11 protein-coding genes are annotated in these 15,428 nt (G+C 64.6%); 8 read left to right on the top strand and 3 right to left on the bottom strand.

What is annotated here, in order from left to right; all coding sequences use genetic code 11:
- Positions 1–17 precede the first annotated feature (17 nt).
- A complete protein-coding gene (locus HMPREF2581_RS16910; RefSeq protein WP_070867353.1) occupies positions 18–1,250 on the top strand; it encodes a multifunctional CCA addition/repair protein in 1,233 nt (410 codons plus the stop codon).
- Here HMPREF2581_RS16910 and folK read toward each other — a convergent pair.
- Both folK and folB read right to left on the bottom strand, forming a co-directional pair.
- On the bottom strand, positions 1,223–1,765 hold the full coding sequence (gene folK / locus HMPREF2581_RS16905) for a 2-amino-4-hydroxy-6-hydroxymethyldihydropteridine diphosphokinase (RefSeq protein ID WP_003137363.1): 543 nt from the start codon (positions 1,763–1,765) through the stop codon (positions 1,223–1,225). The two genes, HMPREF2581_RS16910 and folK, sit on opposite strands and share 28 nt — an antisense overlap.
- The gene (gene folB / locus HMPREF2581_RS16900) at positions 1,756–2,109 is read right to left on the bottom strand and encodes a dihydroneopterin aldolase (RefSeq protein ID WP_003099587.1); all 354 of its coding nucleotides are present in this window, start codon (positions 2,107–2,109) and stop codon (positions 1,756–1,758) included. Before folB ends, folK begins: the two co-directional genes overlap by 10 nt.
- An 83-nt stretch (positions 2,110–2,192) precedes the next feature.
- Between folB and plsY the strand changes: the two genes are divergently transcribed.
- The gene (gene plsY, locus HMPREF2581_RS16895) at positions 2,193–2,762 is read left to right on the top strand and encodes a glycerol-3-phosphate 1-O-acyltransferase PlsY (protein WP_003085061.1); all 570 of its coding nucleotides are present in this window, start codon (positions 2,193–2,195) and stop codon (positions 2,760–2,762) included.
- A gap of 78 nt (positions 2,763–2,840) precedes the next feature.
- On the opposite strand, the gene tsaD is transcribed toward plsY, so the two are convergent.
- Positions 2,841–3,866 (bottom strand): tRNA (adenosine(37)-N6)-threonylcarbamoyltransferase complex transferase subunit TsaD, encoded by a 1,026-nt coding sequence (gene tsaD, locus HMPREF2581_RS16890; protein ID WP_003137360.1) that lies wholly within the window; start codon positions 3,864–3,866, stop codon positions 2,841–2,843.
- Positions 3,867–4,066: 200 nt separating this feature from the next.
- Here tsaD and rpsU point away from each other — a divergent pair, with 200 nt between their 5' ends.
- The 6 genes from rpsU to ltrA all read left to right on the top strand — a co-directional run bounded on the left by rpsU (position 4,067) and on the right by ltrA (position 15,421).
- Positions 4,067–4,282: a 30S ribosomal protein S21 gene (gene rpsU, locus HMPREF2581_RS16885; protein ID WP_003085057.1), complete on the top strand. Its 216-nt coding sequence runs from the start codon at positions 4,067–4,069 to the stop codon at positions 4,280–4,282.
- Between the two features lie 69 nt (positions 4,283–4,351).
- Complete coding sequence (locus tag HMPREF2581_RS16880) at positions 4,352–4,801, top strand: GatB/YqeY domain-containing protein (protein ID WP_003137358.1); 450 nt, start codon at positions 4,352–4,354, stop codon at positions 4,799–4,801.
- An 82-nt stretch (positions 4,802–4,883) separates the two neighbouring features.
- On the top strand, positions 4,884–6,878 hold the full coding sequence (gene dnaG, locus HMPREF2581_RS16875; RefSeq protein WP_003121834.1) for a DNA primase: 1,995 nt from the start codon (positions 4,884–4,886) through the stop codon (positions 6,876–6,878).
- 79 nt (positions 6,879–6,957) lie between these two features.
- Positions 6,958–8,811, top strand: a complete 1,854-nt coding sequence (rpoD, locus tag HMPREF2581_RS16870; RefSeq protein WP_003085035.1) for an RNA polymerase sigma factor RpoD — start codon at positions 6,958–6,960, stop codon at positions 8,809–8,811.
- Between the two features lie 106 nt (positions 8,812–8,917).
- Positions 8,918–12,655, top strand: a complete 3,738-nt coding sequence (locus tag HMPREF2581_RS16865; protein WP_003137355.1) for a bifunctional diguanylate cyclase/phosphodiesterase — start codon at positions 8,918–8,920, stop codon at positions 12,653–12,655.
- A gap of 1,080 nt (positions 12,656–13,735) precedes the next feature.
- Positions 13,736–15,421 (top strand): group II intron reverse transcriptase/maturase, encoded by a 1,686-nt coding sequence (gene ltrA, locus HMPREF2581_RS16860; RefSeq protein ID WP_003099598.1) that lies wholly within the window; start codon positions 13,736–13,738, stop codon positions 15,419–15,421.
- Positions 15,422–15,428 lie beyond the last annotated feature (7 nt).

The following is a 15,428-nucleotide window of genomic DNA, read 5'->3' as shown; positions in this document are numbered from 1 at the left end:
TCACGCGGAGGATTCCCATGCAGATTTACAAGGTCGGCGGCGCCGTGCGCGATCGCCTTCTCGGCCGTCCGGTCACCGATATCGACTGGGTGGTGGTCGGTGCCAGCAGCGACGAGATGCTCGCCCGCGGCTACCGCCCGGTGGGCGCCGACTTCCCGGTCTTCCTTCATCCGCAGAGCGGCGAGGAATACGCCCTGGCGCGCACCGAGCGAAAGAGCGGGCGCGGCTACGGCGGCTTCACCTTCCATGCCAGCCCCGAGGTGACCCTGGAGGAAGACCTGACTCGCCGTGACCTGACCATCAACGCCATGGCCGAGGACGAACAGGGCCGGGTAATAGATCCCTACGGCGGCCAGGCAGACCTCGAGGCGCGCCTGCTGCGCCACGTTTCCCCGGCGTTCGCCGAGGATCCCCTGCGGGTCCTGCGCGTAGCGCGCTTCGCCGCCCGCTACGTCGGCCTGGGCTTCCGGATCGCCGCCGAAACCCTCGCCCTGATGCGCCAACTGGCGGAATCCGGCGAGTTGCAGGCGCTGACCCCGGAGCGCAGTTGGAAGGAAATTTCCCGAGCCCTGATGGAACCCAACCCCGAGGTCTTCATCCAGGTCCTGCACGACTGCGGCGCCCTGGCCGAACTGATCCCGGAAGTCGAGGCGCTGTTCGGCGTACCGCAGCCGGCGGCCCACCATCCGGAAATCGATACCGGCGTCCATGTCCTGTCGGTATTGCAGCAATGCGCCCGCCACCGGCAGCCGCTCAGCGTACGCTGGGCTTGCCTCCTGCACGACCTGGGCAAGGGACTCACCAGCGAAGCGGACTGGCCCCGCCATATCGCCCACGAGGCTCGCGGCGTGCCGTTGATCGATGCGGTGAACCAGCGCTTCAGGGTGCCGCGCGACTGCCAGGAACTGGCGCGCCTGGTGGGCGAGTACCACACCCACGCCCATCGGGCGCTGGAGCTGCGCCCTAATACACTGCTGGAGCTGTTGCAGAGCTTCGACGTGTATCGCCGCCCGCAGCGTTTCGAGGAGTTCGTCGCCGCCAGCGAGATGGACGCGCGCGGCCGCCTCGGCCTGGAACAGCGGGACTATCCGCAGGCCGCCTACCTGCTCGGCGCGGCGCAGGCAGCGCGGGCAGTCAGCGTGAAGCCGCTGGTGGAAAAGGGCTTGAAGGGCGCGGAACTGGGCGAGGCGCTGAAGCGTGCGCGCCTCGCCGCACTCAAGGCCTACAAGGAAGAACGCGGAAAGGCCTGAAGCAGCGCTTCGGGAGTCAACGCCTGGCCACGCCATTCGAATGGCGCCGGCCAGAGCTTCTGCTGGATCCTCGTCTCGCGCCAGAGATCGCCCAGCGGCTGGCGGGCGACCGGATGCTCCAGGTTCGGCGCCAGCTCGGACAAGGGCCAGAGCACGAAAGCATTCTTCAGCACTTCGGCGCGCGGCAGCACCAGGCCATCGAAATCGCCCACCAGGTCGCCGTAGAACAGCACGTCGATATCCAGCGGCAGTCCCTTGCGCTCTGGCGCATAGCGGCCATTGTCGGCCTCGATGTGCTTGAGTCGCAGGCTCAGTTCGGCCAGCGGCAGATCGGTGCGGGCAGACACCACCAGGTTGAAGAACGGCCCGCTCTTGATACCCACCGGCTCGCTCTCGAACACCGGCGAGCAACGCAGGTCATGAAGGAAACCGGCCAGCGCATCGAGGCCGGCACGCAGGTGGCGCTCACGCTCGACATTGCTGCCGAGGCCGAGGTAGACCGGGATCAGCGACATCCGCGTTCGATCTCCACGCCAACGCCACGGGCCGCCGGCACCGCGCCGGGCTTGGTCACGCGGATGCGCAGCCAGGGAATGCCGCGCTCGCCCATCAGTACCTCGGCGAGGCGCTCGGCGAAGGTTTCCACCAACTGGAAATGCGATTCCCGGGCGAATTCCTGCACCCGCTCGGACAACGCGGCATAGTCCAGCGCCAGGGCGAGATCATCGCCCGCAGCGGCCGGACGGTTGTCCCAGCCCAGGGTCAGGTCCAGGCGCAGGCACTGACGGATGCCGCGCTCCCAGTCGTACACGCCGATGACGGTATCGACCTCCAAGCCTTCGATAAAAACTCTGTCCACTTCGCTACCCGCTCCAAGGGATGCCACGACAAGCGTGCGCCGCCCCGTTAGAATCGAGGACATCCTCGTCCTCGGTGGAATCCATGGTCTGGCTACTGGCGATCCTCGCCTACCTGCTCGGTTCCCTCTCCTTCGCCGTCCTGCTCAGCCGCTGGTTCGGCACCCAGGACCCGCGCGCCAGCGGTTCCGGCAACCCCGGCGCGACCAACATGCTGCGCGTCGCCGGGAAGAAACTCGCCATCCTGACCCTGCTCGGCGACGTCGGCAAAGGCCTGCTGCCGGTGCTGGTCGCCCGCTGGCTGGGGCTCGGCGTGATGGAGGAGGCCTGGGTCGGCATCGCCGCCGTGATCGGCCACCTGTACCCGCTGTACTTCAACTTCCGCGGCGGCAAGGGTGTCGCCACCGCCGCGGGCATGCTCCTCGGCCTCTATCCGCCGGCCGTACTGCTGGCCGCGGCGGCCTGGCTGCTGACCTTCAAGCTGTCGCGCACCAGCTCGCTCGCCTCGCTGGTGGCCACCCCGCTGACCCTGCCGTTGCTGGCCTGGCAGCAGCCCGGAGCGCTGCTGCCGATGACCGTGCTGACCGGCCTGATCGTCTGGCGGCACCGCGCCAACTTACGCGATCTGTTCGCCGGCCGCGAACGGCATTTCTAATCCATAAAAGGAAAAAACTTCATGCAGTCTGGCCCAGCTGCGTCATCGACACCTGCCTGACTGCGACCTGGCGGCCACTCAGACCGCCGGCAGCGACTCCATCGGCCAGCGCGGCTGGACGCTGATCGCCGGGCCGTCATGCTGGCCGGCGAGCAGGCGCTGGCAGCCGGCGTAGGCGATCATCGCGCCATTGTCGGTGCAGAAGCGCGGGCGGGCGTAGAACACCTGCCCCTTCATTTCGCCGAGCATCTTTTCCAGGCCGCTGCGCAGCGCCTGGTTGGCGCTGACGCCGCCGGCGATCACCAGGTTCTTCAGGCCGGTCTGCTTCAAGGCGCGACGGCACTTGATCAGCAGAGTCTCGACCACCGCGGTCTGGAACGCCAGGGCGATGTCGCAGCGGGTCTGCTCGCTGTCGTCGCCGGCCTCGACGCAACGCTGCCAGGTGTTCAGGGTAAAGGTCTTGAGCCCGCTGAAGCTGAAGTCCAGGCCGGGGCGATCGGTCATCGGCCGCGGGAACACGAAGCGGCCAGGAGTGCCGCGCTCCGCCAGGCGGGCGATTTCCGGACCGCCGGGATAGCCCAGGCCGATCAGCTTGGCGGTCTTGTCGAAGGCTTCGCCGGCGGCATCGTCCACCGATTCGCCAAGCAACTGGTAGCGGCCGATGCCGTCCACCCGCACCAACTGGGTGTGACCGCCGGAAACCAGCAAGGCGACGAACGGGAACCGCGGCGGCTGCTCTTCCAGCATCGGCGCCAGCAGGTGCCCTTCCATGTGGTGCACGCCGACCGCCGGCACGCCCCAGGCGAAGGCCACCGCCTGGGCACAGGAAGCCCCCACCAGCAGGGCGCCGACCAGGCCGGGGCCGGCGGTATAGGCGATCGCGTCGATATCCGCCGGCGTACAGCCGGACTCGTCGAGCACCTGGCGGATCAGCGGCAGCATGCGCTTGACGTGGTCGCGCGAGGCCAGCTCGGGCACGACGCCGCCGTAGACGCGATGGAGGTCGATCTGACTGAACAGCGCGTCGGCCAGCAGGCCGCGTTCGCTGTCGTAAAGGGCGACGCCGGTTTCGTCGCAGGACGTTTCCAGTCCCAGCACGCGCATGGGCTTGAGCCTTAGAGCTTGGCAAATACGAAGCCGCGCATGATAATCGGCGGCTTTGCGCCAGACCAGTGTTTTTCGATCGGAGGCTTTGCATTCCTCCGGCCGAACCGTTAATATCCGCAACCCTTGAAAACCGACGTATCCGCGCCACCTTGCCGGAGTACGTTCAACCCCCGGTAATCAGTGAAGGTACGACCTGGATGCCAGCCGTCAAAGTAAAAGAGAACGAACCCTTCGACGTAGCCCTGCGTCGTTTCAAGCGCTCCTGCGAAAAAGCAGGTGTACTGGCTGAAGTTCGCAGCCGCGAGTTCTACGAGAAGCCCACTGCCGAGCGCAAGCGCAAGGCCGCTGCCGCAGTGAAGCGCCACGCGAAGAAAGTACAGCGCGAACAGCGCCGTCGCGAGCGCCTGTACTGATCCACTCGACGCCCACGCGTCAGTGATCGTGCCTCAGCCCGGCCCCGGCCGGGCTTTCGGCTTTCCGCCATGAGCGAAATCAAATCCCGCCTCCTCGACGCCGTCAAGGTCGCCATGCGCGCCCAGGACAAGCCGCGGCTGACCACGTTGCGCCTGGCCCTCGCGGACATCAAGCGCGTCGAAGTCGACGAACGCATCGAGGTGGATGACGCCCGAGCCCTGCTGATCCTCGACCGGATGATCAAGCAGCGCCGCGACGCCCAGCGCCAGTTCAGCGACGCCGGCCGCCAGGACCTCGCCGAGGTCGAGGCCGCCGAGATCCTCGTGCTCCAGGACTTCATGCCCAAGCCCCTGGACGACCATGAGATCAACGCCCTGATCGAGCGCAGCATCGTCGACAGCGGCGCCCAGGGTCCGCAGGACATGGGCAAGGCGATGAACCTGCTGCGACCGCAGGTCCAGGGTCGCGTCGACATGGCACAGGTCAGCCAGCGCCTGAAGGCGCGCCTCTCCTCCTGAAACACCGCGCCGGCCTGATCGGCCCGGCGATAATTGCTATGCTGCCGCTCTGCGCCCACGCGCCGTCGTTTTCGAGAACACCATGGCCGGCCTGATACCGCAAAGCTTCATCGATGACCTGCTGAACCGCACCGACATCGTCGAGGTGGTGAGTTCGCGCATCCAGCTGAAGAAAACCGGCAAGAACTACAGCGCCTGCTGCCCGTTCCACAAGGAAAAGACTCCCTCGTTCACCGTCAGCCCGGACAAGCAGTTCTACTACTGCTTCGGCTGCGGCGCCGGCGGCAACGCGCTCGGCTTCGTCATGGACCACGACCAGTTGGAGTTCCCCCAGGCGGTCGAGGAACTGGCCAAGCGCGCCGGCATGGACGTGCCGCGCGAGGAACGCGGCGGACGCGGGCACACGCCGCGCCAGCCGACCGACTCGCCGCTCTACCCGCTGCTCAGCGCCGCCGCCGAGTTCTACAAGCAGGCGCTGAAAAGCCACCCGGCGCGCAAGGCCGCGGTGAACTACCTGAAGGGCCGCGGCCTGACCGGCGAGATCGCCCGCGACTTCGGCCTCGGCTTCGCCCCGCCTGGCTGGGACAACCTGCTCAAGCACCTGGGTGGCGACAACCTGCAACTCAAGGCCATGCTCGACGCCGGCCTGCTGGTGGAGAACAGCGACACCGGCAAGCGCTACGACCGCTTCCGCGATCGCGTGATGTTCCCGATCCGCGACAGCCGCGGGCGGATCATCGCCTTCGGCGGCCGGGTGCTCGGCGACGACAAGCCGAAGTACCTGAACTCCCCGGAGACTCCGGTCTTCCACAAGGGCCAGGAACTCTACGGACTCTACGAAGCCCGGCAGAAGAATCGCGACCTCGACGAGATCATGGTGGTCGAGGGCTACATGGATGTCATCGCCCTGGCCCAGCAAGGCATCCGCAACGCGGTGGCGACCCTCGGCACGGCGACCAGCGAGGAACACATCAAGCGCCTGTTCCGCCTGGTACCGAGCATCCTGTTCTGTTTCGACGGCGACCAGGCCGGCCGCAAGGCGGCCTGGCGCGCCCTGGAGTCGGTGCTGCCGAACCTGCAGGACGGCAAGCGCGTGCGCTTCCTGTTCCTCCCCGAGGGGGAGGACCCGGACAGCCTGGTACGCGCCGAGGGCGAGGATGCCTTCCGCGCACGCATCACCCAGCAGGCCCAGCCGCTGGCGGAGTACTTCTTCCAGCAACTGATGCTGGAGGCCGACCCCGCCACCCTGGAAGGCAAGGCCCACCTGGCGACCCTCGCCGCGCCGCTGCTGGAGAAGATTCCCGGGAACAACCTGCGCCTGCTGATGCGGCAACGTCTGTCGGAAATCACCGGCCTGTCCGGCGAAAACATCGGACAACTGGCGCACCACAGCCCGCCACCGTCGTCCATGGACCACGGAGCGAGCGGCGTCTTGGACGGCGACGACTATTTCGCCGCCAGCGCCTACTACGAGAACGAGCCCTCCCATGCGCCGTTCGACGCTGCGCCAGGCTATGGCGAGGCGCAACCGCGCAAGAGCTGGAACAAGGACAAGAAGCCCTGGGACGGCAAGAAGTGGGATGGCAAGAAGAAGTGGGACAAAGGCGGCCGCGGCGACTTCAAGGCTCCGCAACGAACGCCGGTCAGCGTGGAGTCCACCACCCTCAACGCCCTGCGCACCTTGCTGCATCATCCGCAGTTGGCCTTGAAGGTCGACGATGCGGGCACCCTCGCCAGGGAGCAGGATACCTACGCCCAGTTGCTGGTGTCCCTGCTGGAAGCCCTGCAGAAGAACCCGCGGCAGAGCTCGATGCAACTCATCGCGCGCTGGCACGGCACGCCCCAGGGCCGCCTGCTGCAGGCCCTGGGCGAGAAGGAGTGGCTGATCGTCCAGGAGAACCTTGAAAAGCAGTTCTTCGACACCATTACTAAACTCTCCGAGAGCCAGCGTTTCGGCGAGCGGGAGGAGCGTTTACGCAGCGTCATGCAGAAGAGCTACAGTGAACTGACCGATGAAGAGAAAGCCTTGCTCAGAGAGCACTACAGTGTTGCCGCTTCATCGCCTTCCCAGAGCTGAACTGGCGCCTCAGCCCAGGCATCAGGTATAATCCTCTGCTTATTTTTTGCCCGCCAAGACCTTCAGTGGATAGGGTGTTATGTCCGGAAAAGCGCAACAGCAATCTCGTCTGAAAGAGTTGATCGCCCGAGGCCGTGAGCAGGGATACCTGACTTACGCGGAGGTCAACGACCACCTGCCGGAGGATATTTCCGATCCGGAACAGGTGGAAGACATCATCCGCATGATCAACGACATGGGGATCAACGTATTCGAGACAGCCCCGGATGCGGATGCCCTGTTGCTGGCCGAGGCGGATACCGACGAAGCCGCAGCGGAAGAAGCCGCAGCGGCCCTGGCCGCGGTGGAAAGCGACATCGGTCGCACCACCGACCCGGTGCGCATGTACATGCGTGAAATGGGTACCGTGGAACTGCTGACCCGCGAAGGCGAGATCGAAATCGCCAAGCGCATCGAGGAAGGCATCCGCGAAGTGATGAGCGCCATCGCCCAGTTCCCGGGCACGGTGGACAGCATCCTGGCCGACTACAATCGCATCGTCGCCGAAGGCGGTCGCCTCTCCGACGTCCTCAGCGGCTATATCGATCCCGATGACGGCAGCCTGCCCGCCGAAGAGGTGGAGCCGGTCAACCTGAAGGACGATTCCGCCGACTCGAAAGAGAAGGACGACGAGGAAGAAGAAAGCGACGACAGCAGCGACAGCGACGACGAAGGCGACGGCGGTCCGGATCCGGAAGAAGCCCGCCTGCGTTTCACCGCGGTCTCCGAGCAGCTCGACAAGGCCAAGAAGGCCCTGAAGAAGCACGGTCGCGGCAGCAAGCAGGCCACCGCCGAACTCACCGGCTTGGCCGAGCTGTTCATGCCGATCAAGCTGGTGCCCAAGCAGTTCGACGCCCTGGTCGCCCGCGTGCGCTCCGCCCTGGAAGGCGTACGCGCCCAGGAACGCGCCATCATGCAACTCTGCGTGCGTGACGCGCGCATGCCGCGTGCCGACTTCCTGCGCCTGTTCCCGAACCACGAGACCGACGAGAAGTGGGTCGACAGCGTCCTGAAGAGCAAGCCGAAGTACGCCGAGGCCATCGAGCGCCTGCGCGACGACATCCTGCGCAACCAGCAGAAGCTGGCGGCCCTGGAAAGCGAGGTCGAGCTGACCGTCGCCGAGATCAAGGAAATCAACCGCGCGATGTCGATCGGCGAAGCCAAGGCTCGCCGGGCGAAGAAGGAAATGGTCGAGGCCAACCTGCGCCTGGTGATTTCCATCGCCAAGAAGTACACCAACCGCGGCCTGCAATTCCTCGACCTGATCCAGGAAGGCAACATCGGCCTGATGAAGGCGGTGGACAAGTTCGAATACCGTCGTGGCTACAAATTCTCTACCTACGCCACCTGGTGGATTCGCCAGGCGATCACCCGTTCGATCGCCGACCAGGCACGCACCATCCGCATCCCGGTGCACATGATCGAGACGATCAACAAGCTCAACCGCATCTCCCGCCAGATGCTCCAGGAAATGGGTCGCGAGCCCACCCCGGAAGAGCTTGGCGAGCGCATGGACATGCCTGAGGACAAGATCCGCAAGGTACTGAAGATCGCCAAAGAGCCGATCTCCATGGAAACCCCGATCGGTGACGACGAAGATTCGCACCTGGGCGATTTCATCGAGGACTCCACCATGCAGTCGCCGATCGAGATGGCGACCAGCGAGAGCCTCAAGGAATCCACCCGCGAAGTCCTCGCCGGCCTCACTGCCCGGGAAGCCAAGGTGCTGCGCATGCGCTTCGGCATCGACATGAACACCGACCACACCCTCGAGGAAGTCGGCAAGCAGTTCGATGTGACCCGCGAGCGGATCCGCCAGATCGAAGCCAAGGCGTTGCGCAAGCTGCGCCATCCGTCGCGAAGCGAGCACCTGCGCTCCTTCCTCGACGAGTGACGAACGAACCCCCGGCCTGAAAAACCGGGGGTTTTTCTTTGCCGCTTGCCCCGCCGCCCGGCGTCTACACTTCCGCTTATATTCCCGTCCACCGCGAGACCGCCTCATGCAGCGTCTGCAGGCCGTGCTTCTCCTGTGTCTGGCCTGCTGCTGGCCGGGGCTGGCCGGCGCCCTCACGCTCACGCCCGAGGAACGGGCCTGGCTGGCCGAGCACCCGAGCATCCGCCTGGGCGTGGACACCTCCTGGCCGCCATTCGAGTTCCGCGACGAACAGGGCCGCTACCAGGGACTCGCCGCCGGCTACGTCAGCCTGCTGCAGGAACGCCTGGGCGTCAGCCTGACGCCTGTCGAACCGAAGACCTGGACGCAGGTCCTGGAGCAGGCCAAGGACGGTCGGCTGGACCTGCTGCCCGGCATCATGGCTACCCCGGAGCGCCAGGAGTATCTGAGCTTCACCCGGCCCTACCTGGACTTCCCGATCATCATCCTGGCACGCAAGAACGGCCCGATGCCGAAGCGCATCGACGAGCTCTACGGACTCAAGGTCGCGGTGGTCGACCACTATGCTCCTCACGAACTGCTGATCGCCCAGCATCCCGACCTCACCCTGCTGCCGCTGCCTTCGGTAGCGGCAGCCCTGCAGGCGCTGGCCACCGGCCAGGCCGACGCCTTCGTCGGCGACTTCGCCTCCAGCGTATGGAACCTCCGCCAGCTCAAGCTCAACGGCCTGGAGATCAGCGGCGAGACGCCATACCGCTACCAACTGGCGATGGCCGTGCCGCGCGGACAACCGATCCTCGCCGGGATCGTCGACAAGGTCCTCGCCGACCTCAGCGCCGAGGAGATCGAGCGACTCCAGGCCCCCTGGGTCGGCGGCCTGCTCGACCGACGTCCGGCCTGGCGCGAGATGGCGACCTACGGCCTTCCCATCGTCCTGCTGATCCTGGTCTCGGTCGCCATACTGCTGGCCATGAACCGCCGCCTGCGCCGCGAGGTGAGTCGCCGGCGGCAATTGGAGCGCGAACTGCGCGACAGCGAACAGCACTACCGGGGACTGGTGGAAAGCCTGAATGCCATTGCCTGGGAAATGCGCCTCGAGGAGAACCGCTTCACCTACGTCTCGCCCCACGCCGAACGCCTGCTCGGCTATCCCCTCGGCGAATGGCTGCAGCCGGGCTTCTGGCAGCGGACCCTGCACCCCATGGACGCCGAGTACGCCATCCACTACTGCATGAGCGAAAGCCAGGCCGGACGCGACCACAGCTTCGACTACCGGATGCTCGCCGCCGACGGCCGGGTGGTCTGGATTCGCGATCTGGTCACCCCGATCGCGCAAGGCCGGGACCTGCTCCTGCGCGGTCTGATGATCGACATCACCGAGGCCAAGCTCACCGAGCAGGCCATGCGCCTGTCCGAACAGAAGTTCGCTTCGGTGTTCCACCACTGTCCGGACATGGTGGTACTGGCCAATGGCGCCGACGGCCGCTTCCTCGCGGTGAACAACACCTTCGAGCAGCAGATCGGCATCGCCGCCGACGACGCCATCGGCAAGACCGCCACCGAACTGGGCATCTGGGCACTCCCCGGCCTGGGCCCGCAGGTCCTGGAAAAGCTCGGCCACGGCAACCTGACCAACCTCGAGGTGCCCCTGCGGCGCCGCAATGGCAGTACCTTCAGCGCGCTGCTCAGCGCCCAGCACGTGGCCCTCGACCAGACACCGGCGCTGGTGGTGGTGATCCGCGACATCACCCACCTGGTGGAGACCCAGGAACTGCTGCGGATCTCCGAGGAGAAGTTCGCCAACGCCTTCCATGCCTACCCCGACGGTCTGCTGATCAGCCGCCTCGAAGACGGCACGCTGATCGACGTGAACGAAGGCTTCACCCGTCTCACCGGCTACCGCCGCGACGAGGTCATCTCCCGCTCCACGCTCGAACTCGGCCTGTGGGTCGACACCGAGGACCGCAAGCGCCTGATCTCGCTGGTACGCCACCACACCCTGACCCAGGGCTTCACCGCCCCTGTACGGGACCGCAACGGTGGCATCCGCCAGTGCGAGATGTCCGCCCACCGGATCAGCATCGATGGCGAGGACTGCGTGCTGACCATCGCCCGCGATATCACCGAGCGCCAGCTCATGCAGGAGAAGCTGCAGCAGGCCGCCACCGTCTTCGAAAGCACCGCCGAAGGCGTGATGATCACCGATACCCGCCAACGCATCACCGCGGTCAACCGCGCCTTCAGCGAGATCACCGGCTACAGCGAGCAGGAGGCGCTGGGACGCTCGCCCAGCCTGCTCTCCTCCGGACAACACGACTCCAGCTTCTACCTCGCCATGTGGAACCAGTTGGAACGCGACGGGCACTGGCAGGGCGAGATCTGGAACCGACGCAAGACCGGCGAGCTGTACCCCGAATGGCTGACCATCAGCGCGGTACACAATCCGCAGGGCGAGATCACCCACTTCGTCGGCGTCTTCGCCGATATCTCCACCCTCAAGTACGCCCAGGCCCGGCTCGACTACCAGGCCCACCACGATCCGCTCACCGGCCTGCCCAATCGCCTGCTGTTCGAGAGCCGGCTCAATCACGCCCTCGACGAGGCCCGCGAAGAGAGCCGTCCCGGCGCCGTGCTGTTCATCGACCTGGACCGCTTCAAGCACATCAACGACAGCCTCGGCCATCCCATCGGCGACCTGCTGCTCAAGGCCATCGCCGAACGCCTGCGCGACCAGTTGCGCGACGTCGATACCGTGGCCCGCCTGGGGGGCGACGAATTCATCATCCTGCTCCCAGGCCTGCACCAGGAAAGCGACGCCGAGCACGTCGCGCGCAAGCTGCTGAATGCCTTCACCGCGCCGTTCCAGGCCGAAGGTCATGAATTCTTCGTCAGCGCCAGCGTCGGCATCGCCCTGTTCCCCAAGGACGGCGACGACGCCCCGACCCTGGTGAAGAACGCCGACGCCGCCATGTACCGCGCCAAGTCGCGGGGCCGCAGCCGCATCGAGTACTACACCCGCGAACTGACCTACCTGGCCACCGAGCGCATGGCGCTGGAAACCGAACTGCGCCGCGCCCTCGAGCGCGACGAGTTGCAGCTCTACTACCAACCCAAGCTGAGCCTGGAGAGTGGCCTGCTGGTCGGCGCCGAGGCACTGGTGCGCTGGTACCATCCGCTGTTCGGGGAAATTTCCCCGGAGCGCTTCATCCCCCTCGCCGAGGATTGCGGCCTGATCCTGCCCCTCGGCGACTGGGTGCTGGGACACGCCTGCCAGCAGATGGGCGAATGGCAAAAGCTGCACGCGCCGTTCGGCCCGCTGTCGGTCAACCTCGCCGGCGCCCAGCTCGGCCAGCCGCAACTGATCGAACGCCTCGAGCAACTGCTGGAGCAGTCCGGCCTGGAACCGTCGCGGCTGCAACTGGAAATCACCGAGAGCTTCATCATGAACCAGACCGAGGAGGCCCTCGCCGTCCTCCACGGCCTCAAGCGCCTCGGCGTACAGCTGGCGATCGACGACTTCGGCACCGGCTACTCCTCGCTCAGCTACCTCAAGCGCCTGCCGCTGGACATCCTGAAGATCGACAAGTCGTTCATCCGCGGCCTCCCCGACGATCCCCACGATGCCGCCATCACCCGCGCCATCATCGCCCTCGGCCGCAGCATGCAGCTCACGGTGATCGCCGAAGGCGTGGAAACCGAAGGCCAGCAGAGCTTCCTCACCCACGAAGGCTGCGAGCAGATCCAGGGCTTCGTCCTCAGCCCGCCGCTGCCGGCCGAGCTGTTCGCCAGCAAATTCCTCAAACCGCGCCAGCCGATTGGCGCTCCCCGAGAAGCGCCGGTATAATCCGCCGACCTGTGCGACACGCGTGGCGTGTCTCCGTCTCCAAGCTGTAGGGTCAGCTTGGGGGATTTCCGCAAGGAAATCGAACGCTTGGGTATCCATCCCCGGGAACCAAAACTCGCCCAGAAGTCTTTTGCCTTCAAGGACTTGCCGCAGCGGCGGTGGCAATAAAAACCCAAGGTCGTTGAGCTCTCGGCAGCACGACCGCAGGACCAGAACACCGGTCTTGGAGCGCATCCTAAAACCAACCCCTGCGGGAGAGTCGATCCCCGCTGGGGTCACCTCCTGCGTAATTTGAAACAGGAGGTAATAAATCAGGAACTGGCGGCCAGCAGGTCGTCCCTGTTCTCCCTTCCCCAAAGGAGACATGAGCGAAAGCTCTGTCTGTCATTGTCCAACCACTGCTTGTATGGAGTGGCAGCGGACTCGTTGTGCGACCAACGGTAGCCTAGGGAAACGTGCGTTGCTGGTAACGGCAGGGTGCGAAGCTTTCCCGACAACGTAGCCCCCGCGAGGGTGCGAATTCACCGTGAGGTGAACCGCAGAGGGTCGGAGTAGCACCGACCCAAGGCGCTAGGCTGACTGGTACGGGCAACCTAGGTGAACTGCTGATAAACACCGTAAGGATTGACGAGCCAAAGCTGCTGACAGGCTCGAACCAAAAGGTACGTGGTCGGTTATCTCCGTAGGTCGTGGAGATACGTCGCCTTCAGACCACCGGTGAAAAGGCAGGTCCTAACCCAGTCGTGTGACAGTCAGGGAACGTGGTAAGCCCGTATCGCCGCCCTCGGGGCAGGGGAGCCGTAAGGCGAACTGTTGGCGGTGCGGGTATGGGATCGCAGAGAAAGCGAACGCCAGGCTGTAATCGTCTGGATAGGGGTTGGAACATCACCCCACGGGAAACCGGGCAGACTTCTGCGTGGTCTTTCGTCGCAAGAACTCTGATTGAACCTGTCTCAATGAACCCAGGGCTCAGCAACATCGAGCCCACACAAACCAACCTTGGCGGGGTGCGCGCATCCCGTCAGGGACCGGCGTGCGCCTTCCGCTCGGGTGGACTAACCATCATGAGAGGAAAGCAGCATGAAAGAACTCAGCCCATCGGCCGGGTCTGCGCTTTCCGGCGCTCCGCAGCAGTGGCACGACATCGACTGGTGTCGGGTCCAGCGGAATGTCCGGGGAATGCAGGTACGGATTGCGAAGGCTTGTCGGGAAGGCAAATGGCGCAGGGTGAAGGCCCTACAACGGATGCTGACCCGCTCGACGTCGGCCAGGTACCTGGCTGTACGGAGAGTCACTGAAAACCAGGGCAAGCGCACGGCGGGAGTCGACCGCGTGCTCTGGGATACGCCTGACACCAAGTGGAAAGCGGCACAAGGGTTGAAAAGGCGCGGGTACCAACCTCGGCCTCTACGGCGAGTGTTCATCCCGAAGTCGAACGGAAAGGAGCGCCCCCTGGGTATCCCGACCATGACTGACAGGGCAATGCAGGCACTCTACCTGCTCGCTCTGTCGCCCATTGCAGAAACCACCGGCGATCCGAACAGCTATGGCTTCAGGATCGAGCGATCCACGGCGGATGCAATGTCCCAGTTGTTCGTTTGCCTATCCGGAAAGGCTTCGGCCCAATGGATACTGGAGGCGGACATACAAGGGTGTTTTGACCACATCAATCATGACTGGCTACTGAACCATGTCCCCACGGACAAGGTGATCCTCCGGAAATGGTTGAAGGCCGGCGTGATCCACAAAGGCCAGCTCCAGGCAACGGATGCTGGAACACCTCAAGGCGGAATCATCTCGCCTACTTTGGCAAACATGGTGCTCGATGGCCTGGAATCACAGCTCAAGCGACACCTGGGCGTGACAAGGGCGAAGAAGCTGAAACTCAATGTGGTGCGCTATGCGGACGACTTCGTCATCACCGGTGTCTCTCCCGAGGTACTGGAGAAAGAAGTCAAACCCTGGGTAGAGCAGTTCCTGGCGGTACGCGGGCTGCAGCTCTCTCTGGAGAAAACGCGGATCGCCCACATAGATCAGGGCTTCGACTTCCTCGGTTGGAACTTCCGCAAGTACAACGGGAAGCTTCTGATCAAACCCAGCCAGAAGAACGCGAAAGCGTTCTACGGCAAGGTGAAGGAGGTCATCGAAACCAGCAGGACGGCAAGGCAAGAGGACTTGATCCGAACGCTGAATCCGATTCTGCGCGGCTGGGCGCTGTATCACCAGCCAGTGGTTGCCAAGCAAACGTTCAGCCGCATGGACAACAGAGTGTTTCTCAAGCTCTGGCGTTGGGCGAAACGGCGGCACCCGAACAAGTCACTGGATTGGATCAGGAGGCGATATTTCCGGATTCACGGGGACAAGACTTGGGTGTTCGCTACCACGGTGCTGGAAAGCAACGGTAAGAAACGGGAGGTCGCGCTGTACTCGCTGGCGAGCACGCCGATTGAGCGACATAGGAAGGTGAGTGGGGAATACAACCCCTACGATCCAGCCATGGAAGCAATAGGTGAAAAACTGCGAACGGAACGGATGTTGAAAAAGCTGAAGTACCGAACTCAGATCAGAAACCTATACCTCTCCCAGAAGGGGCTCTGCTCGCTCTGCAACCAACCGATAACCAGGGAAACCGGGTGGCACGACCACCACATCCTCTATCGCTCACAAGGCGGTGGAGACTCCCTGGAGAACCGGGTACTATTGCACCCCGCTTGCCACCAGCAACTCCATGCTCGTGGTCTGACAGTAAGCAAGCCGGCCCGTTAGGGGGCTT

Origin of the sequence: Pseudomonas sp. HMSC057H01, assembly GCF_001836405.1 — a bacterium.
Classification (GTDB): domain Bacteria; phylum Pseudomonadota; class Gammaproteobacteria; order Pseudomonadales; family Pseudomonadaceae; genus Pseudomonas; species Pseudomonas aeruginosa.
The sequence above is the reverse complement of the archived record's forward strand: the minus strand, read 5'-3'. Positions and strand labels throughout refer to the sequence as shown.

Bases quoted from the DNA above. Each gene is read 5' to 3' on its own strand.
- HMPREF2581_RS16880 (WP_003137358.1), top strand. From the start codon at position 4,352: ATGAGCGAAATCAAATCCCGCCTCCTCGACGCCGTCAAGGTCGCCATG.
- tsaD (WP_003137360.1), bottom strand. From the start codon at position 3,866: ATGCGCGTGCTGGGACTGGAAACGTCCTGCGACGAAACCGGCGTCGCC.
- ltrA (WP_003099598.1), top strand. From the start codon at position 13,736: ATGAAAGAACTCAGCCCATCGGCCGGGTCTGCGCTTTCCGGCGCTCCG.
- dnaG (WP_003121834.1), top strand. From the start codon at position 4,884: ATGGCCGGCCTGATACCGCAAAGCTTCATCGATGACCTGCTGAACCGC.
- rpoD (WP_003085035.1), top strand. From the start codon at position 6,958: ATGTCCGGAAAAGCGCAACAGCAATCTCGTCTGAAAGAGTTGATCGCC.
- HMPREF2581_RS16865 (WP_003137355.1), top strand. From the start codon at position 8,918: ATGCAGCGTCTGCAGGCCGTGCTTCTCCTGTGTCTGGCCTGCTGCTGG.
- folK (WP_003137363.1), bottom strand. From the start codon at position 1,765: ATGTCGCTGATCCCGGTCTACCTCGGCCTCGGCAGCAATGTCGAGCGT.
- plsY (WP_003085061.1), top strand. From the start codon at position 2,193: ATGGTCTGGCTACTGGCGATCCTCGCCTACCTGCTCGGTTCCCTCTCC.
- HMPREF2581_RS16910 (WP_070867353.1), top strand. From the start codon at position 18: ATGCAGATTTACAAGGTCGGCGGCGCCGTGCGCGATCGCCTTCTCGGC.
- rpsU (WP_003085057.1), top strand. From the start codon at position 4,067: ATGCCAGCCGTCAAAGTAAAAGAGAACGAACCCTTCGACGTAGCCCTG.